This window comes from Pseudomonas imrae (assembly GCF_046352735.2).
GTDB classification, from domain to species: Bacteria; Pseudomonadota; Gammaproteobacteria; order Pseudomonadales; family Pseudomonadaceae; genus Aquipseudomonas; species Aquipseudomonas imrae.
Genome location: NZ_CP110853.2, coordinates 270,940 through 290,451, shown reverse-complemented (window position 1 = coordinate 290,451; position 19,512 = coordinate 270,940). Strand labels below are relative to the sequence as shown.

General features: G+C 60.7%; 15 protein-coding genes and 3 pseudogenes. 16 read left to right on the top strand and 2 right to left on the bottom strand.

The features are described 5' to 3' along the window. Nucleotides 1-86 precede the first annotated feature (86 nt). The 7 genes and pseudogenes from OQ460_RS01245 (at nt 87) to tauD (ending at nt 7,123) form a co-directional block, all read left to right on the top strand. A complete protein-coding gene (locus OQ460_RS01245) occupies nt 87-2,411 on the top strand; it encodes a Tex family protein (protein WP_410020125.1) in 2,325 nt (774 codons plus the stop codon). Continuing rightward, nucleotides 2,411-2,794 carry a PaaI family thioesterase gene (locus OQ460_RS01240; RefSeq protein ID WP_410020124.1) on the top strand — a complete coding sequence of 128 codons (384 nt, stop codon included), beginning with the start codon at nt 2,411-2,413 and terminating at the stop codon, nt 2,792-2,794. The genes OQ460_RS01245 and OQ460_RS01240 overlap by 1 nt, the downstream gene beginning before the upstream one ends. A 213-nt stretch (nt 2,795-3,007) precedes the next feature. Then, nucleotides 3,008-4,591, top strand: a complete 1,584-nt coding sequence (gene gshA, locus OQ460_RS01235) for a glutamate--cysteine ligase (protein ID WP_410020123.1) — start codon at nt 3,008-3,010, stop codon at nt 4,589-4,591. A gap of 228 nt (nt 4,592-4,819) precedes the next feature. Further along, nucleotides 4,820-5,312: pseudogene (locus OQ460_RS01230) on the top strand (glycine betaine ABC transporter substrate-binding protein). Between the two features lie 17 nt (nt 5,313-5,329). Then, nucleotides 5,330-6,109 carry a taurine ABC transporter ATP-binding subunit gene (tauB, locus tag OQ460_RS01225; RefSeq protein ID WP_410020122.1) on the top strand — a complete coding sequence of 260 codons (780 nt, stop codon included), beginning with the start codon at nt 5,330-5,332 and terminating at the stop codon, nt 6,107-6,109. Continuing rightward, nucleotides 6,106-6,324, top strand: a pseudogene (locus OQ460_RS01220) (taurine ABC transporter permease); the annotation flags it as partial. The gene tauB and the pseudogene OQ460_RS01220, both read left to right, overlap by 4 nt. Beyond that, nucleotides 6,311-7,123, top strand: coding sequence for a taurine dioxygenase (gene tauD / locus OQ460_RS01215; RefSeq protein WP_410021900.1), 813 nt, complete (start codon nt 6,311-6,313; stop codon nt 7,121-7,123). The pseudogene OQ460_RS01220 and the gene tauD, both read left to right, overlap by 14 nt. Nucleotides 7,124-7,180: 57 nt before the next feature. Here the strand turns inward: tauD and betT are convergent, their stop codons facing one another. Continuing rightward, nucleotides 7,181-9,142: a choline transporter BetT gene (gene betT / locus OQ460_RS01210; RefSeq protein ID WP_410021899.1), complete on the bottom strand. Its 1,962-nt coding sequence runs from the start codon at nt 9,140-9,142 to the stop codon at nt 7,181-7,183. 340 nt (nt 9,143-9,482) lie between these two features. After that, a complete protein-coding gene (epsC, locus tag OQ460_RS01205; protein WP_410020121.1) occupies nt 9,483-10,409 on the bottom strand; it encodes a serine O-acetyltransferase EpsC in 927 nt (308 codons plus the stop codon). Nucleotides 10,410-10,576: 167 nt separating this feature from the next. Between epsC and OQ460_RS01200 the strand changes: the two genes are divergently transcribed. The 9 genes and pseudogenes from OQ460_RS01200 to OQ460_RS01160 all read left to right on the top strand — a co-directional run. Further along, nucleotides 10,577-11,569 carry a D-cysteine desulfhydrase gene (locus OQ460_RS01200; RefSeq protein ID WP_410020120.1) on the top strand — a complete coding sequence of 331 codons (993 nt, stop codon included), beginning with the start codon at nt 10,577-10,579 and terminating at the stop codon, nt 11,567-11,569. Between the two features lie 152 nt (nt 11,570-11,721). Next, nucleotides 11,722-12,516, top strand: a complete 795-nt coding sequence (gene tcyJ / locus OQ460_RS01195; protein ID WP_410020119.1) for a cystine ABC transporter substrate-binding protein — start codon at nt 11,722-11,724, stop codon at nt 12,514-12,516. Beyond that, nucleotides 12,516-13,181 carry a cystine ABC transporter permease gene (gene tcyL / locus OQ460_RS01190; protein WP_410020118.1) on the top strand — a complete coding sequence of 222 codons (666 nt, stop codon included), beginning with the start codon at nt 12,516-12,518 and terminating at the stop codon, nt 13,179-13,181. Before tcyJ ends, tcyL begins: the two co-directional genes overlap by 1 nt. 3 nt (nt 13,182-13,184) lie before the next feature. Further along, entirely contained in the window at nt 13,185-13,931 is a 747-nt protein-coding gene (gene tcyN / locus OQ460_RS01185) for an L-cystine ABC transporter ATP-binding protein TcyN (RefSeq protein ID WP_410020117.1), read from the top strand. A gap of 314 nt (nt 13,932-14,245) precedes the next feature. Then, the gene (locus tag OQ460_RS01180) at nt 14,246-15,022 is read left to right on the top strand and encodes a hypothetical protein (RefSeq protein ID WP_410020116.1); all 777 of its coding nucleotides are present in this window, start codon (nt 14,246-14,248) and stop codon (nt 15,020-15,022) included. A gap of 182 nt (nt 15,023-15,204) precedes the next feature. Beyond that, a complete protein-coding gene (locus tag OQ460_RS01175; RefSeq protein ID WP_410020115.1) occupies nt 15,205-16,446 on the top strand; it encodes an SfnB family sulfur acquisition oxidoreductase in 1,242 nt (413 codons plus the stop codon). Nucleotides 16,447-16,469: 23 nt separating this feature from the next. Beyond that, nucleotides 16,470-17,663 carry an SfnB family sulfur acquisition oxidoreductase gene (locus OQ460_RS01170; protein WP_410020114.1) on the top strand — a complete coding sequence of 398 codons (1,194 nt, stop codon included), beginning with the start codon at nt 16,470-16,472 and terminating at the stop codon, nt 17,661-17,663. Continuing rightward, nucleotides 17,663-19,045, top strand: coding sequence for an LLM class flavin-dependent oxidoreductase (locus OQ460_RS01165; RefSeq protein ID WP_410020113.1), 1,383 nt, complete (start codon nt 17,663-17,665; stop codon nt 19,043-19,045). Before OQ460_RS01170 ends, OQ460_RS01165 begins: the two co-directional genes overlap by 1 nt. A gap of 2 nt (nt 19,046-19,047) precedes the next feature. Next, nucleotides 19,048-19,425 (top strand): annotated as a pseudogene (locus tag OQ460_RS01160) (MetQ/NlpA family ABC transporter substrate-binding protein); the annotation flags it as partial. Nucleotides 19,426-19,512: the final 87 nt, after the last annotated feature.

Sequence of the window (19,512 nt, the reverse complement as noted above, 5' to 3'; positions counted from 1 at the left end):
GCGGCGCCAGTCGGGCCGCTCAACCAGCCTCGCAAAGCCTTGTTTTCCGGGCATGCGGGCCTGCTTTCAGAATTTCAGGTGGTTTTATGGACAGCATCAACAGCCGCATCGCCGAGGAACTCGGTGTACGCCCACAACAGGTCGAAGCGGCCGTCGCTCTACTGGATGAGGGCTCCACGGTGCCTTTCATCGCCCGTTACCGTAAAGAAGTGACCGGCAGCCTCGACGATATCCAGTTGCGTCATCTGGAAGAACGCCTGCGCTACCTGCGAGAACTCGACGAACGGCGTATCAGCATCCTTGCCAGCATCGAGGAACAGGGCAAGCTGACCCCACAACTTGAGCGCGACATCAAGCTCGCCGACACCAAGACCCGCCTTGAAGACCTGTACCTGCCGTACAAGCAGAAGCGCCGCACCAAGGGCCAGATTGCCCTGGAAGCCGGCCTCGGCGAGTTGGCCGATGGTCTGTTCAACGACCCATCCCTGGCCCCGGAAAACGAAGCGGCCCGGTTCGTTGATGCCGAAAAAGGCGTCGCCGACGTCAAGGCTGCCCTTGAAGGCGCCAAGTACATCCTCATGGAGCGCTTCGCCGAAAACGCCAACCTGCTGGAAAAACTGCGCAACTACTTGAAACAGGAAGCCATCCTCAGTGCTCGCGTCATCGCCGGCAAGGAAGAGGAAGGCGCGAAGTTCCGTGATTACTTCGAACACGACGAACCGCTCAAGAGCATGCCGTCCCACCGTGCCCTCGCGATTTTCCGTGGGCGCAACGAAGGCATTCTCAGCTCGGCGCTGAAAGTCGGTGACGAGTTGCCAGGCTCCATGCACCCGTGCGAAGGCATGATCGGTCAACAATTCGGTATCCAGAATCAGAATCGTCCTGCCGACAAGTGGCTCGGTGAAGTCGTGCGCTGGACCTGGAAGGTCAAGCTCTATACCCATCTGGAGACCGACCTGCTGGGCGAGTTGCGCGACGGTGCCGAAACCGAAGCAATCAACGTGTTCGCCCACAACCTGCACGACCTGCTGCTGGCCGCACCCGCCGGCCCGCGCGCGACCCTGGGCCTGGACCCGGGTTTGCGCACCGGCTGCAAGGTCGCCGTGGTGGATGCCACCGGCAAGCTGCTGGACCACGCAACGGTTTACCCTCATGTGCCGCACAACAAATGGGACCAGACCATCGCCATCCTTGCCGCCCTGTGCGCCAAGCATGCCGTAGACCTGATCGCCATCGGCAACGGCACTGCCAGCCGTGAAACCGACAAGCTGGCAATGGAGCTGATCAAAAAGTATCCAGGCATGAAGATGACCAAGGTCATGGTCTCCGAAGCGGGGGCTTCGGTGTACTCGGCGTCGGAACTGGCTTCCAAGGAGTTCCCGGATCTTGACGTCTCGATCCGTGGCGCTGTATCCATCGCCCGCCGCCTGCAGGACCCACTGGCGGAACTGGTGAAAATCGATCCCAAGTCCATCGGCGTCGGCCAGTACCAGCACGATGTGTCGCAGCTCAAACTGGCGCGCGGCCTGGATGCTGTAGTGGAAGACTGTGTGAACGCCGTCGGGGTCGATGTGAACACCGCATCAGTCGCGCTGCTGGCGCGTATCTCCGGCCTCAACACCACACTGGCGCAGAACATCGTTACCCATCGCGATGAAAACGGTGCCTTCAAGACCCGTGCCGCACTCAAAAAAGTCCCGCGCCTGGGCGAAAAGACCTTCGAGCAAGCCGCCGGCTTCCTGCGCGTAATGAATGGCGATAACCCGCTGGACACCTCCGCAGTCCACCCGGAAGCCTATCCGCTGGTGCAACGCATCGCCGCGCAGACCGATCGCGACATTCGCTCATTGATCGGCGACGCCGCCTTTCTCAAGCGCCTGGACCCGAAAAAATACACCGACGAAACCTTCGGCGTACCGACCATCACCGACATCCTGCAAGAGCTTGAAAAGCCTGGCCGCGACCCACGTCCGGAATTCAAGACTGCCGAGTTCCAGGAAGGTGTCGAGGAGCTCAAGGACCTGCAACCAGGCATGATCCTCGAAGGTGTAGTGACCAACGTGACCAACTTCGGCGCATTCGTCGATATCGGCGTGCATCAGGACGGCCTGGTGCATATCTCTGCGCTTTCGGAAAAGTTCATCAAGGACCCGCGCGAAGCGGTGAAGGCCGGTGACGTGGTCAAGGTCAAGGTCATGGAAGTCGACATCCCGCGCAAACGTGTCGGACTGTCGATGCGCATGAGCGACACCCCGGGCGAGAAAGTCGACGGCGCCCGCGGTTCGCGTCCAGGCTCGGCGCCACGGCCATCCCAGGGCAGCGCGCCACGCAAGGAAACCGCCGCACCGGCCCCGAGCAACAATGCGATGGCTTCGCTGTTCGCCAATGCCAAGCAGCTGAAGAAACGCTGATGGAGCTGCCGGCCGGCTTGACCCACAGCGCCTTCAGCGAGCTGCTCGGCTGCCGCCTGCAACGCCTCGACGAGGGCGTTGCCGAGGTGGCCCTGACCCTGGAGCCGCAGTTGCGCAACCGCGCAGGCAAGCTCCACGGCGGGGCGATCTTCAGCCTGGTGGACATTGCGATGGGGCTGGCTTGCTCCAGCAGCCATGGGTTCGACCAGCAGAGCGCGACCATCGAGTGCAAGATCAACTACATCCGTGCCGTCGCCGACGGCGACGTGTTGTGTACCGCCCGGATCATCCACCCGGGACGGCGCACGCTGGTGGTCGAGGCTGACGTGTACCAGGGCGAAAGACTCGTCGCAAAAGCACAAGGCACCTTCGCTGTCCTATAGCTCCCTGTCATCGATTTGAGTTAATTTCGGCGCTGCGAAAGTCGCGCCGAACTTTTCTTCGTGCGCGATAGCCAGATTCAAGGATGAAGCGGCACTTTGCGAGTGGGTCATTGCGGCTCGAAAACCAGGCGATAACGCCAGTTTCCACTTCACCCTTGTAGACCGTCCTGCCCACCCCCATATTGGGGCGACTGACGCGTGAAGGAATCCAACTTGAGCGAACTTCTCAACCGCCGCCTGGCCCTGCTCGGCAAGCACGAACACCTCTCCTTGCTCGAGCAATGCCTGCACGGCATCGAGCGCGAATGCCTGCGCGTCACCGGCGAAGGCCGACTGGCACAAACGCCGCATCCCGAGGCCCTGGGGGCTGCATTGACCCATGAACGGATCACCACCGACTATTCCGAGTCGCTGCTGGAGTTCATCACCCCGGCGCTGCCCAACCCGGCAGATACCCTGGGCAGTCTCGACAAGATCCATCGCTTTGCCTACAGCAAGCTGGGCAACGAGTATCTGTGGAGCCCGTCGATGCCATGCCCGTTGCCGGCCGAGGAAGATATCCCGATTGCCTACTACGGCACGTCCAACATCGGACAGCTCAAGTACGTGTACCGCAAGGGCCTGGCCCTTCGCTACGGCAAGACCATGCAGTGCATTGCCGGGATCCACTACAACTTTTCCCTGCCGGAAAAACTCTGGCCGCTGCTCAAGCAAGCCGATGGTTTTGTCGGCACCGACCGCGACTACCAATCCACCGCTTATATCGCGCTGATCCGCAACTTCCGCCGTTACAGCTGGTTGCTGATGTACCTGTTCGGCGCCTCGCCAGCACTGGATGCAGGGTTTCTGCGAGGCCGCTCTCATCAGCTTGAACAGCTCGACGCCGACACGCTGTACCTGCCGTATGCCACCAGCCTGCGGATGAGCGACCTGGGCTACCAGAGCAATGCCCAGGCGGGCCTGACGCCTTGCTACAACGATCTGGCCAGCTACACCGACAGTTTGCGCAAAGCGGTGGCAACGCCCTATGCACCTTATGTGGAAGTCGGCACCCACAAGGATGGTGAGTGGATTCAGCTCAACACCAACATCCTGCAGATCGAAAACGAGTACTACTCCAATATTCGTCCCAAGCGCGTGACCTACACGGGCGAGCGCCCGATCCAGGCGCTGATGGCCCGTGGTATCCAATACATCGAAGTGCGCTGCCTGGACATCAACCCGTTCCTGCCGATGGGCATCGATTTGCCAGAGTCGCGTTTCCTCGACGCGTTCCTGCTGTACTGCGCGCTGAACGACAGCCCGTTGTTCGAAAACAACGAGTGCGGCAACGCCACCTCCAACTTCCTCAGCGTGGTCAAGGAAGGTCGTCGTCCGGGCCTGGAACTGCAGCGCCAGGGCCAGGCTGTGGATATGAAGGAATGGGCAACCGAATTGCTGGAGAAGATCGCCCCGTTGGCAGCCCTGCTCGATGAGAGCCATGACATCAAGGAACACAGCCAGGCCCTGGATGCCCAACTGGACAAGATCAAGGACTCGTCCCTGACTCCATCGGCCAAAGTGTTGGCAGCGATGAACGAACACAAAGAGAGCTTTGCCCAGTTTTCCTTGCGCCAGAGCCAGGCACACGCCGAGTTCTTCCGCAGCAAGCCCTTGGCGGCGGACGAGCAAAGTGAATTTGAAGAACTGGCGCGCACTTCATTGGCGCAACAGGCAGAGCTGGAGCAGAACGAAGTGGGCGATTTTGATGTGTTTGTCGGCTCTTACCAGGCAAGCATTCTGGCCATCAGTAACTGATCTGCGGGAGCTGACTTGCCTGCGATGAGACCGTCACATCCAAATCAAGATGTCGACCGCTGTACCCCATCGCAGGCAAGCCAGCTCCCACATTTATTTCTTCGCCCTGAAGGGTTTTTCCGCTTTTCTCCTCATAAGCTAATTCTAAAAAGTTATTTATTTTAGATTTTTTAGATCATTTAGTTTCATCACCAGTCGACCCACGGCTGCCTGATGAGGAGCTTCCCCTTGAAACCGTTTCCGCCTCTGCGCCTCCTGGCGGCGTTATCCCTGGCCGGCGCCAGCCTGTTTGCCCACGCGGCAGACGTCACAATCGCATACCAGACCACCGTTGATCCGGCGAAAGTCGCCCAGGCCGACGGCGCTTATGAAAAAGCCACCCATGCCAGCATCGATTGGCGCAAATTCGACAATGGCGCCGACATCATTGCCGCCATTGCCTCCGGCGATGTGCAGATCGGCTACCTCGGATCCAGCCCGCTGACGGCCGCCATTACCCGCAAGCCTGGCTCGCTGATAAAGGCAACGTCGACAAGCTGGTGAAACTTTCCGGGGCCAAAGCCAGTGACATTCCTTGGCCGCTGACCAGGTAACCCTGCTGGGCGCGCCGACCACCAAGGCCGTCACCGACACCGCCGCGCTCCTGAAGGAGCAAGGCAAAGTCGATGCGGTACTGCCCGATTACGCCCCCTACATCAGCGCGAAATTCCTCCCCCACTGATTCAGGAGTCAACCGCGATGGCCTTGCTACAACTGGAGCGCATCAGCGCACAGTACCCAGGCGCAGCAGAACCGGTACTGTCCGATATTTCCTTGAACCTGGGGCCCCGGCAGTTGCTGGTGGCCCTCGGCCCGTCCGGCAGTGGCAAGACCTCGCTGTTGAACCTGATTGCCGGTTTCGTCGAACCCAGCGCCGGGCGCATCACCCTCGATGGCATTCCCGTCCAAGGCCCGAGCGTCGAGCGCGGCGTGGTGTTCCAGGATGACGCCTTGCTGCCCTGGCAAGATGTGCTCGCCAACGTCGGCTTTGGCCTGGCGCTGGCCGGCGTGCCCAAGGCCCAGCGCGAAGCCCGCGCCCGGGAGATGCTCGCGTTGGTGGACCTTGCCGGCTTCGACCATCGACGCGTCTGGCAACTCTCCGGCGGGCAGAAGCAACGCGTCGGCCTGGCCCGCGCAATGGCGGCCGATCCACGTGTGCTGCTGATGGACGAACCCTTCGGCGCCCTGGATGCCTTCACCCGCGAGCAGATGCAGGAGCTGCTGTTGCAGGTCTGGCAGCGCACGGCCAAGCCAGTGTTCCTGATTACCCACGACATCGAAGAAGCTGTGTTCCTCGCTACCCACCTGATCCTGCTGGCGCCGGATCCGGGGCGGATCGTCGAACACCTGAGCCTGGATTTCGGCCAGCGCTACACCGCCGGCGAGTCGGCGCGGTCGATCAAGTCGGACCCTCGCTTTATCGAAACCCGCGAACACGTGCTGCACAAGGTGTTCGCGCAACGACAGGTGTACGCATGAGCAGCTATGAAATCCCGGCCACGGCCGTAACCCGGGCCAAGCCTGCGCGGAACCGCCGCTGGAGCACGCGCTGGATCAGTGGGCTGACGTTGGTTGGCCTATTGGCTATCTGGTGGGTGGTGACCGCCAGCGGGTTGATCGAACCGCTGTTCCTGCCGCCGCCGTCAGCTGTATTGCAAAAGGGCTGGTTGCTGGCGACCACTGGCTACATGGATTGGCGCCCAGATCAGTGGCGTCGACATCTCTCGACCACTGGACAGCGGGCAGCGCGACGCCATTGAACAGGCGCTGCTGCGATATTCGGTGCTGTTCTTTCGCGAGCAGGCCATCACCCCGCAGCAGCAAGCGCGCTTCGCCGCGAATTTCGGTGACCTGCACATTCACCCGATTTACCCCAACGTTGCGGAACAGCCCGAAGTACTGATCCTCGACACTGCCGTCATCGATGTGCGCGACAACGCCATCTGGCACACCGACGTGACCTTCCTGCCCACCCCGGCCCTCGGCGCGGTGCTCAGCGCCAAGCTGTTGCCGGCGTTTGGCGGCGACACGTTGTGGGCCAGCGGCATTGCGGCTTACGACGCCTTGTCGCAACCGTTGAAGAGTCTGTTGAACGGCTTGACCGCCACCCATGACTTTACGCGCTCCTTTCCCCTGGAGCGTTTCGGCAATACCGCCGAAGACCTGGCACGCTGGGAAGAAGCCCGACGCAGAAACCCGCCACTGTCCCACCCCGTGATCCGCATCCATCCGGTAAGCGGGCGCAAGTCACTGTTCGTCAACAAAGGCTTCACCAGCAAGATCAACGAACTGGAACCTGCAGAAAGCGAAGCCATCCTCAAGCTGCTGTTCGCCCACGCCACCCGCCCGGAATTCACCCTGCGCTGGCGCTGGCAGGAAAACGACGTAGCGTTCTGGGACAACCGCGTCACCCAGCACTACGCCGTGGATGATTACCGGCCACAACGGCGGGTCATGCATCGGGCCACGATAGTCGGGGATGTGCCGTTCTGATGTCGGAAGCCCCTGTAGGTACCCGCGTGCCGGCGCCTACAGGGGCTTTGGAGCCTGCTAGCGCACCAGATGCAGGAACTGCAGGTGCCGTTCGTACTGGTCGAGGATGTCGTTGATGATCTGCTCCTTGGTGTAGCCCACCAGGTCGTAGTCCTGGCTGCCCTCACTCAAGTGGACTTCCGCCCGATAGTAGCGGCGGTTGTTGATCTCTTTGGAGCCCATCCCGCCACGGGCGAAGGACGGCGTGAAATAGCCGCGCATCTGGACCTGGTAGATAAACGGATGCTCTTCGCCATGGCCAATTTCCAGGCTGACACTGTCATTGGACGGATCAGGCTGGGTTACGACGCTAAGGCCCTTCTCGACAAACACCGCCGTCACTTCTTCAATCGCCGGGCGCACGGTGGTTTCCAGGAAACGGTACACCTCATCGCGCGACGGAAAATGCACCGCCTGGCTCAAGCGCTGGCGCCAGCCGCCACGACCACGACGCGAAGCCGAGACCGGGGCCAACGAATGCAACTGCGCAATCTGTTTCTGGGACTCGAGGTAAAACGCCTTGTGCAGCCCCCACATCATCAGCAACAGGATCATCGAGAACGGCAGCGAGGTCAGCACTACCGCTGACTTGAGCGAATCAATGCTGCCGGCAAACAGCAAGGCACTGGTCACCAGCGCGGTCATCGCGCCCCAGAACACCCGCAGCCACTTCGGCCCGTCTTCATCGGCGTTGCCGCCCTTGGACGACAGGGTGGAGAGCACCACGGTGCCGGAGTCGGCGGAGGTCACGAAGAACACAAAGCTGATGAATACCGTGACCGCAATAACCGTCTTGCTCCACGGGTAGGTTTCCAGCAGCAGATAGAGACTCATCGACGGGTCATCGATGGCCGACTGACCCAGTGCGACCATGCCATGGTTGAGCACTTGGTCAATCGCGCTGTTACCGAAGATCGACATCCAGGCCAGGGTGAAGCCCAGCGGGATCAACAGCACCCCAAAGACGAATTCACGGATGGTCCGGCCGCGTGAAATACGGGCAATAAACAGGCCCACGAACGGTGACCATGCAATCCACCAGGCCCAATAGAACACGGTCCAGCCACCCAGCCAGTCACTCGGCTCGTTGTAGGCGTAGACATCGAAACTCTTGGTCGGCAAGGCGCCGAGGTAGTCACCGACATTCTGGATCAGGGTATTGAGCAAATGCTGGGTGGGCCCGGCGAACAGCACAAACAGCAGCAGCGCACAGGCCAGCAGCATGTTGATATCGGACATGACCCGCACGCCCTTGTCGACGCCGGCAACGGCGACGAGGATCGCCGCGCCCATCATCAGCGTGATCAGTCCGACCTGGATCCACTGGGTGTGGGCAATGCCAAATAAGTAGTCCAGCCCCGAGTTGAGGTGCAACACCCCAAAACCCATGTCGGCACCCAGGCCGAACACCGTGGCGATAATGCCGAAGCCATCCACGGCATAGCCAATGGGACCGTTGATGCGCTTGCCGATCAGCGGGTACAGCGCCGAACGCAACGCCAGTGGCAAGTTATGCCGGTAGGCAAAATACGCCAGCGCCATGCCGACAAACGCAAACACACCCCAGCCGTGCAGGCCCCAGTGCAAAAACAGCACCTGCATGGCCTGGCGCGCCGCATCGGCATTCAGCGCCTGGCCTTGGGGCGGTTGCACCAGATGGGTCAAGGGTTCCGAGACACAGAAGAAAAACAGGGTGATGCTGATCCCGGCGGCAAACAGCATGCCGGCCCAGGACAGATAACTGAATTCGGGCTCGTCGTGGTCGGCACCGAGTTTGATCTTGCCGTAGCCAGACAACGCGGTGACCACCACGAAGACCAGATACAGGGTCATCGCCAGCATGTAATACCAGCCGACCGTACTGGCCGCCCAGTTTTGCGCGGCCAGCAACCAGGCGCCGGCTTGTTCGGGGATGGCGATAACCGTGACGCCAAACAGCAGGATGAAGCTTGCGGCAAAGTAGAACACCGGCGCATTCATGCGCACCAGGCCGCTGGCTGGGGTAGACGATGCACTCATGAAAAGCGCACCTCGGGTGTGGCTGTAAAAAACGGACTCAGCAAAGGTAAGCCTCCTGTTGTGAGCGGGCAGCGAACCACCGGTTTAACTTGAACGAGCGATCAAGTTAAACATGGATAGGCAGTCTGGGACTAATCGCAAGGCCCAGTGGTAGGTGATTGCGACATTAGCTCAAGGTTTGGTATGACGCGTCAGGCAGGCAAAACGTTCAGCGATGACTGGTTGAATCTTCAAATGTGGGAGCGGGCTTGCCCGCTCCCACACAAGCCCGTTCCCACCTTGGATCGTCGCGGCTTCAACGCTATTTTTGCGTCCCGTCATCATGCTGCAGGTTCGCCTGGGTCAGGTTCGCCCCCGCCGGCACACTTCGGGTCAGCCACACGTTGCCGCCGATCGTCGAGCCCTTGCCGATGGTAATCCGCCCCAGAATCGTCGCGCCGGCATAAATCACCACATCGTCCTCGACAATCGGATGACGAGGATGGCCCTTTTGCAACTGCCCGTCTTCATCCGCCGGGAAGCGCTTGGCGCCAAGGGTCACGGCTTGATAGATGCGCACACGCTCGCCAATGATCGCCGTCTCGCCAATCACCACGCCTGTACCGTGATCGATAAAGAAACTGGGACCGATCTGCGCGCCAGGGTGAATGTCGATGCCGGTAGCCGAGTGGGCGATTTCTGCACAGATCCGCGCCAACAACGGCAAACCGGCACGATACAGATGATGAGCCAGGCGGTGATGGATCACCGCCAGGATACCCGGATAGCACAGCAACACCTCATCGACACTGCGCGCGGCCGGGTCGCCGTGGTAGGCCGCCAGCACGTCGGTATCCAGCAGGCTGCGCAACGCCGGCAAGGCCAAGGCAAAATCCTGGATCAGGCCAATAGCGGTGGCATGGACATCGCCGTCGGGCTGGCCGCCTTGTCTTGCGGCATAGCGCAACTCCAGACGGGCCTGGGCGAGCAACGCATTCAACGCCACATCGAGGGTGTGGCCGACGTAGAAGTCTTCACTTTCCTCGCGCAAATCCACCGGCCCCAACCGCATGGGGAACAATGCACCGCACAACGCTTCGAGAATCTGCGCCATCGCATCGCGCGATGGCAATTCACGCCCCCCCTGCTCCCCACTGCTACGGCCATTGCGTGTGCGCCATTGCTCCCGCGCACCACGCAACTGACTGACAATGGTTTGTAATTGCCAATGACTGGATCGCTCGCTCACGGTATTCCCTCCTGACGAAATGGCCATCACTTTACGGTATACACATTGGCTGTCCTTAATAACCAATGATGTGATACCAAGAACTAATCAGCATAAGCGATTGGCGGTTGCCCGCTGAAAAACCGCTGCCTATAGTCCGCATATCTCTTGAAGGCTCGTGCGTAACCATGATCAAACAACAGCTAGACCGTTTTAAGCGTCTGGAACTGCTCGGCGGCGCCACCGCCCTGGAAAAACTCGAACGACTGTCGGCCTGGCTGGGACGTGACATCTACATCAAGCGCGACGACACCACCCCGCTGGCCATGGGCGGCAACAAGCTGCGCAAACTTGAATACCTGGCCGCCGATGCCCTCGCCCAGGGTGCCGACACACTGATCACCGCCGGGGCCATCCAGTCCAACCATGTACGCCAGACCGCGGCCCTCGCGGCCAAGCTGGGCCTGGGCTGTGTCGCACTGCTGGAAAACCCGACGGGCACCGAAGACCCCAATTACCTGGGCAACGGCAATCGCCTGCTGGTGGAGCTGTTCGACGCCAAGGTGGAGCTGGTCGAGAACCTGGACAATGCCGACGAGCAACTCAAAGCCCTGGCCGAACGCTTGCGCAACGACGGCAAAACGCCCTACCTGGTACCGATTGGCGGCTCCAACGCGCTGGGCGCCCTGGGATATGTGCGCGCCGGGCTGGAGTTGGCCGAGCAGATCGAACACAGCGGCATCCGGTTTGCCGCCGTAGTCCTGGCCTCCGGCAGCGCCGGCACCCACAGCGGCCTGGCGTTGGCGCTGAGTGAGGTGCTGCCGGACTTGCCAGTGATTGGCGTCACCGTTTCACGCACCGACGAGGCCCAGCGCCCCAAAGTACAAGGCCTGGCCGAGCGCACGGCCGAGCTGCTGGACATCAAAGTGCCGGATGCTTTCAAGGTAATCCTGTGGGATGAATATTTCGCCCCCCGTTATGGCGAGCCCAATGCCGGGACGCTGGCCGCAATCAAATTGCTGGCGAGCCAGGAAGGCCTGCTGCTGGATCCGGTCTATACCGGCAAGGCCATGGCCGGGCTACTCGACGGCATCGGCCACGAGGCATTCAATGAAGGCCCGATCATTTTCCTGCACACCGGTGGGGCCCCGGCGTTGTTCGCCTATGACTCGGCGCTTTGATATTCGAATTAGAAATATAAAAAAGTTTTTATATTATTTTTAAGACTTTATCGCCGACCTTATAGTCGCACTCCCACACATCACGGTTTTAGGGCAGGATACGACCACTGCGTCACCTGCTTCGCTCAACATAAAAAACACAGGGGCTTGTCATGACTATTTCCGTATTCCGTCGCACCTTACTGGTTGGCACCTTGGGCCTGGCCCTTGGGGCCGGGTTGCTGGGCCAGGCGGTTGCCGGCGAACAACTGGGCAAGATCAAGAAAGCCGGCGAGATCAAGATCGGCCTGGAAGGCACCTACCCGCCCTTCAGCTTCGTCGATGAAAGCGGCAAGCTCAGTGGCTTTGAAGTCGAGCTGTCTGAAGCCCTGGCCAAGGAACTGGGCGTCAAGGTCAAGCTGCAAGCCACGCCATGGGACGGCATCCTCGCCGCGCTGGAATCCAAGCGCCTGGATGCGGTGGTCAACCAGGTGACCATTTCCGAAGAACGCAAGAAGAAATATGACTTCTCCACGCCCTACACCATCTCCGGGATCCAGGCGCTGACCCTGCAGAAAAACGTCGACACCATCAAGACCGCTGACGACCTGGCCGGCAAGAAAGTCGGTGTAGGCCTGGGCACCAACTACGAACAGTGGCTCAAGGACAACGCGCCTAAAGCCATCATCAAGACCTACAACGATGACCCGACCAAGTTCCAGGACCTGCGCATCGGGCGTATCGACGCTATTCTGATCGACCGCCTGGCTGCCCTGGAATACGCCAAGAAAGCCAAGGATACCGCCGCTGCCGGCGAAGCTTTCTCCCGCCAGGAATCCGGCGTTGCCCTGCGCAAAGGCGAGCCTGAGCTGCTCGATGCCGTGAACAAGGCCCTCGACAAATTGCGCGCCGACGGCACCTTGAAGAAGCTGTCCGAGAAGTACTTCAACGCTGACGTCACTCAATAATGGAAGCAGGCTTCCAACTCGCGCTCGATTCCGTGCCCTTTCTGCTCAAGGGCGCGTACTACACGGTAATCCTCAGCCTCGGCGGGATGTTCTTCGGCTCGTTGCTGGGCTTTGGCCTGGCCTTGATGCGCTTGTCGCGCTTCAAGTTGCTGAGCTTGCTCGCCCGGATCTATGTATCGTTCTTTCGTGGCACGCCGCTGCTGGTGCAACTGTTCCTGATCTATTACGGCTTGCCGCAAGTCGGCATCGAACTGGATCCGATACCCGCGGCGATGATCGGTTTTTCGCTGAACATGGCCGCCTACGCCTGTGAAATTCTGCGCGCCGCCATAGGCTCCATCGAGCGTGGACAGTGGGAAGCCGCCGCCAGTATCGGCATGACCCGTGCGCAGACCCTGCGCCGGGCCATTCTGCCGCAAGCCATGCGTACCGCCTTGCCACCGCTGGGCAACAGTTTCATTTCGCTGGTCAAGGACACGGCGCTGGCTGCCACCATCCAGGTGCCCGAGCTGTTCCGCCAGGCACAACTGGTGTCTGCGCGCACCTTTGAAATCTTCACCATGTATCTGTCCGCTGCGTTGATTTACTGGGTGCTCGCCAGCGTTCTGGCGCACCTGCAAAATCGCCTGGAAGCACGGGTCAATCGCCATGACCAGGAGTCTTGAAGCATGATCGTGGTTGAAAAACTGACCAAACAATTCAATGGCCAGGTGGTGCTCAACGGGATTGACCTGCAAGTGAAAGCAGGCGAAGTCGTCGCCATCATCGGCCCCAGTGGCTCCGGCAAGACCACCTTCCTGCGCTGCCTGAACTTTCTCGAAGAACCCACCAGCGGCCGGATCAAGGTCGGGGACATCGAAATCGACGGCAGCCGTTCGCTCAACCAACAACAGGGCCTGGTGCGACGGCTGCGCCAGCACGTGGGCTTTGTGTTCCAGAGTTTCAACCTGTTCCCCCATCGCACCGCGCTGGAAAACGTCATCGAGGGCCCGTTGGTGGTCAAGAAGATGCCCCGGGACAGCGCCGTCGCCCTGGGTCGCTCATTGCTGGCCAAGGTGGGCCTTGCAGGCAAGGAAGATGCTTATCCACGGCGTCTTTCCGGCGGCCAGCAGCAACGGGTCGCCATTGCTCGCGCCCTGGCGATGGAGCCGGAAGTGATTCTGTTCGACGAGCCCACCTCGGCCCTCGATCCGGAGCTGGTGGGCGAAGTGCTGGCGACCATTCGCAGCCTGGCTGAAGAAAATCGGACCATGGTGATCGTCACCCACGAGATGAGTTTTGCCCGCGACGTAGCCAACCGGGTGATCTTTTTCGACAAGGGCGTGATCGTCGAACAGGGTGAAGCCAAAGCGTTGTTTGCCAATCCCAAGGAAGAACGCACGCGGCAGTTTCTGAGCAAATTCCTCACCCACTGAAAAACCACTCGTACTGTAGGAGCGAGGGCTAGGCGTCCCCCCTTGCTCCTACATCACACCCCGCCGTCCCAAGCGAAAACATACTACCGGCCTACCCTTTTTGAGCCGCCCTCCAGTAAGCCCCTTCTGAATAATCCAAAACCTGCCGTTTAGCCTTTTGCCGCCATTGACGCTCCTTGCCCAACCCTCTTATCTAACGTCCCGAGGATTGGATCCTATTCCGGCTTTTCAAAAAATCGTGCCTTCCGAACAGCAGCGCTCCTGGCGCCTGACATTCGGAACGATTGCTGCTGGCTGCATCAAGGAGATTACTTATGACGCACCTTTCACCCCTGGCCATGCTCGCCGCACCGACATTGCCCCAGGCCCATCGACAAGGCATCAACGCCCTCGCCGCCGCCCGATTGCAGGTGGAGATTGCGCCATACCCGGACATGGGCGTCGGTGACCTGATCGAGTTGTTCTGGAACAACTGCTTTGCCGCCTCCACTCGTCTTGCCGCTGCCGACATAGGCCAGCCAAGCAGCTTGCGGGTGCCGGAGAGTTTTGTGCGCAACGGCGCAACGCGCATTCATTACCGGGTCATGCAAGTGGGCCATGGACCGGCGCGCTCGGCCATCACCCGAGTGCAGGTCAAGACCGACTGCCCCGGCGGCCAGCCATCGCTGCTGTGTGGCGAAGAAAACCAGAATCTGGCTCCCGTCACCCTGCCCGAAATGATCCGCCGCCATGGCGTCAACAGCCGCCAGATCCGCCGCGGCGTGCCCCTGGCTATCGACCCTTACCTGAATATGGCCGTCGATGACGAAATCACTTTGCGCTGGGGCGACTCGCGCCTGGATCTGCCCAGAATCGAGGCCCACGATGTGGGGCGCCCGGTGCAGGTCTGGGTGCCGCCGGCATTGATTCAGGAAGCCGGAGACGATCACAGGCTGGACGTCACTTACTGCATCCTCGATTGGGTCGGCAACAATTCGCGCTGGGCGCCGGCACGCACGCTGAGCATCGCTGCGCTCAACCCCGCCACAGCAGCCACCACGTTGAGCGCGTACCAACCGCGGCGGCCGGGCTCGCCCTGTGAGCCCGGCTGATTGCCCTTCTATGTATATTCCTAAAAGTTAGTTTATTTCAAAATTAAACATCTTTAAGGTATATAAACCGGACCACCGGACATTCCTGATTTTTAGCGTTTCAACGAATGTGAGGTAGGTATGGTCAACGTTACCCCGGTGCTTAACGCCAGGGCATTGGATGCAGCCAAGGAGCAGCACTGATGTCGAACCTGGCTCAAACACCCGTTCAGAGTGATCTGGATATCGCCCCGCCGTTATTGCCCGCCACCGTGCTGAGCAACGACGCCCAAGCCCTCGACGCCGCCCACCAGCTTGCCAAGGCAGCCCGCCTGCAAGCTGGGCTGCGCGACCAGCAGCGCAAGCTGCCCTGGGCTGAAATCGAGCAGTTCACCCGCAGCGGCCTGGGCAGTATTACCATCCCTCGCGAATACGGCGGCCCGCAAGTGTCGTTCGTGACCCTGGCCGAGGTGTTCGCCATCATCAGCGCGGCCGACCCGGCACTGGGGCAAATTCCACAGAACCATTTCGGCATCCTCCACGGCCTGCAAAGCGTCGCCAGCGAAGAGCAGAAGAAAGTGCTGTTCCAAAGTGTCCTGGACGGCTGGCGCATCGGCAATGCCGGCCCGGAACGCGGTACAAAAAATACTCTGGAATTAAAGGCGCGAATCACCCAGGACGGTGACGATTTCATCATCAACGGTCAGAAGTTCTATTCCACCGGCGCATTGTTTGCCCATTGGGTCGCGGTCAAGGCATTGAACGATGACGGCCAGCAGGTCATGGCATTTGTACGTCGTGCCACCCAGGGACTGCGCATTGTCGATGACTGGTCGGGCTTTGGCCAACGCACCACCGCCAGCGGCACCGTGCTACTCAACAATGTGCCGGTGGAGGCTGGCCTGGTCGTGGAAAACTGGCGCCTGGGCCTGTCCCCGAATATCCAGGGCGCGATCTCGCAACTGATCCAGGCCGCCATCGACGCCGGCATTGCCCGGGGAGCGCTCGACGACACCCTACAGTTCGTGCGCGAACGCTCGCGCCCGTGGATTGACGCCAAGGTCGAGCGGGTCAGCGATGACCCCTACGTCATCGCCGATATCGGCAAGCTGAAAATCGAACTGCACGCCGCCCAAGCACTGCTGCGCAAAGCCGGCCAGGTGCTGGATCAAGTCAGTAGCGCGCCCATCACCGAGCAGTCAGCCGCACGTGCATCGATTGCCGTGGCGCACGCCAAGGTACAGACCACCGAGGTCTCGTTGCTGGTCAGTGAAAAGCTGTTCGAACTGGCCGGCAGCCGCGCCACCCTTGCCGAGTTCAACCTCGACCGCCACTGGCGCAATGCGCGCGTCCACACCCTGCATGACCCGGTGCGCTGGAAGTATCACGCCATCGGTGCCTGGCACCTCAACGGCACATTGCCGGCGCGACATTCCTGGATCTGACGACCCGAGCCCTGGAGCACCACATGACACTTTCCCAAGCCGTCGCGGTCATCACCAGCGATGAACAAGCCCTGATTGTCGCCAGCGACCTGGCCGAAGACTTTCGCCGCGACAGCGCCTTGCGCGACCGCGAACGCCGCCTGCCATTGCCGGAGCTGGAGGTGTTTTCCCGCTCCGGCCTGTGGGGCATCAGCGTGCCCAGGGCCTACGGTGGAGCGAGCGTTTCCAACGTCACCCTGGCCAAGGTCATTGCGCTGATTGCCCAGGCCGATGCCTCACTGGGGCAGATTCCGCAGAACCATTTCTATGCCCTCGAAGTGCTGCGGGTCAACGGCAGCCCTGCGCAACAGCAACGCCTGTACGCCGAAGTATTGGCCGGCCAGCGCTTCGGCAACGCCCTGGCAGAGCTGGGCACCAGGACCGCCCACGACCGCATCACCCAATTGACCCGCGACGGCGACGGATTTCGCATCAGTGGTCGCAAGTTCTACGCCACCGGCGCGATCTATGCGCAGCGTATTCCCACCTCGGTGGTAGACGAAAATGGCGTGCAGCAACTGGCCTTCGTCCCGCGCGCGAGCCAGGGCCTGACGGTGATCGACGACTGGAGCGGCTTTGGCCAGCGCACTACCGGCAGCGGCTCGGTAGTCTTCGACAATGTGTGGGTAAGCGCTGCCGACGTGATCCCGTTTCAAAGCGCCTTTGAGCGCCCGACACCTGTCGGCCCGCTGGCACAGATTCTTCACGCGGCCATCGACACCGGTATCGCCCGCGCCGCCTTCGAGGACGCCTTGCACTTTGTGCGGACCAAAACCCGGCCGTGGATCGATTCGGGCAATCACAAGGCCAGCGAAGACCCACTGACCCTGAAAAGCTTCGGCCACCTGAGCACCCGCCTGCACGCCACCGAAGCCCTGCTGGAGCGCGCCGGTGAATACCTCGACCGCGCCCAGGCCGATACCCATGCCGAGTCCATCGCCGCTGCATCCATCGCGGTGGCCGAGGCCCGTGCCCTGAGCAGCGAAATATCCCTGGCAGCCGGCAGCATTTTGTTTGAGCTGGCCGGCAGCCAGGCAACGCTGGCCGAACACAGCCTGGATCGGCACTGGCGCAATGCCCGGGTGCATACCCTGCACGACCCGGTGCGCTGGAAGTACCACGCCGTGGGCAACTACTACCTCAACGATCAAAACCCGCCACTGCGGGGGACGATTTGATGAGCCAGGCGTTGCAACCGAAGAAAAAAATACTCCTCAATGCGTTCAACATGAACTGCATCGGGCACATCAACCACGGCTTGTGGACGCACCCACGGGACACCTCGAGCCAGTACAAGAGCGTCGAATACTGGACCGAACTGGCGCAGTTGCTGGAGCGCGGGCTGTTCGACGGACTGTTTATCGCCGACATCGTCGGTGTGTACGACGTCTACCAGGATTGTGTCGATGTGCCGCTCAAGGAGTCGATCCAACTGCCGGTCAATGACCCACTGCTGCTGGTCTCGGCCATGGCCGCCGTCACCAGAAACCTTGGCTTCGGCCTGACGGCCAACCTCACTTATGAGCCGCCGTACCTGTTCGCCCGGCGTATGTCGACCCTCGACCACCTGAGCCGTGGCCGGGTGGGTTGGAACATCGTTACCGGCTACCTCGATAGCGCCGCCAAGGCCATGGGCCTGCATGAACAAGTCGAGCACGACCGGCGCTACGACCAGGCCGACGAGTACCTGCAGGTGCTGTACAAACTCTGGGAAGGCAGCTGGGAAGACGACGCCGTGCTCAACGACCCGCACGCACGGGTCTACGCGCAGCCGCACAAAGTCCACAAGGTCGAGCACCACGGCGAGTTCTATCAGGTTCAGGGTTACCACCTCTGCGAGCCGTCGCCACAACGCACGCCGGTACTGTTCCAGGCCGGCAGCTCGGAGCGCGGCCTGCTGTTCGCCGGGCGGCATGCCGAGTGTGTATTTATCAGCGGTCAGGACAAAACTGCGACCAAGGTTCAGGTGGACAAGGTGCGCGCCAGCGCAGCGGCAGCTGGCCGCAACCCGGATGACATCAAGGTGTTCATGGGCCTCAACGTGATCGTCGCGACCACCGAAGAGCTGGCTTGGGCCAAGCACGCCGAGTACCTGAGCTACGCCAGCGCCGAGGCCGGAGTGGCGCATTTCAGCGCCTCGACCGGAGTTGATTTTTCCCGGTACGAGATGGATGAGCCCATCCAGTACGTGAAGAGCAACGCCATCCAGTCAGCCACCAAGACTCTGCAAGACCACGACTGGACGCGGCGCAAATTGCTTGAGCAACACGCCCTCGGCGGTCGCTACATCACATTGGTCGGCTCGCCTGGGCAGGTGGCCGACGAACTGGAGTCCTGGATCAGTGAAACCGGCCTGGATGGCTTCAACCTCACGCGCATCGTGACCCCGGAAAGCTATGTGGACTTTATCGAACTGGTGATCCCGCAGTTGCAACAGCGCGGCTCGTACAAGACCGCCTATGACGCCGGAACCCTGCGCGAAAAAATCTTTGCGCATGACGCGCATTTACCCCCGCGACACACCGGCTCCACCTACCGCCATCCCTTGACTGGATACTGATCATGAAAAAAACCACCCTCGCCCTCCCGGTCAAGGCACTGGCCCTGGCCCTCGGCCTGTTCAGCTCGACGGTGTTCGCCGCTGATGCTGCGTTGAAGGTCGGCACCACCGCCGCGTTCGCGATCCCCCTCGAAGCCGCCGTGGAGGAAGCCGGCAAACAAGGCTTGAAGGTCGAACTGGTGGAGTTCAGTGACTGGATCGCTCCGAACGTCAGCCTGGCCGCCGGCGATCTCGACGTGAATTACTTCCAGCACATACCGTTTCTGGAAAACGCCAAGGCCGCCGCCGGTTTCGACCTGGTGCCATTCGCCCCCGGCATTATCAACAACGTCGGCCTGTATTCGAAAAAGTACAAAAGCTTTGCCGATCTGCCCGAAGGTATGACTCACCCACATGGGTTACAAATCAGTTCAAGCACATAGGTAACAGTTATTAACTGGCATGGTCGATTTCGCGAGGATCTGACC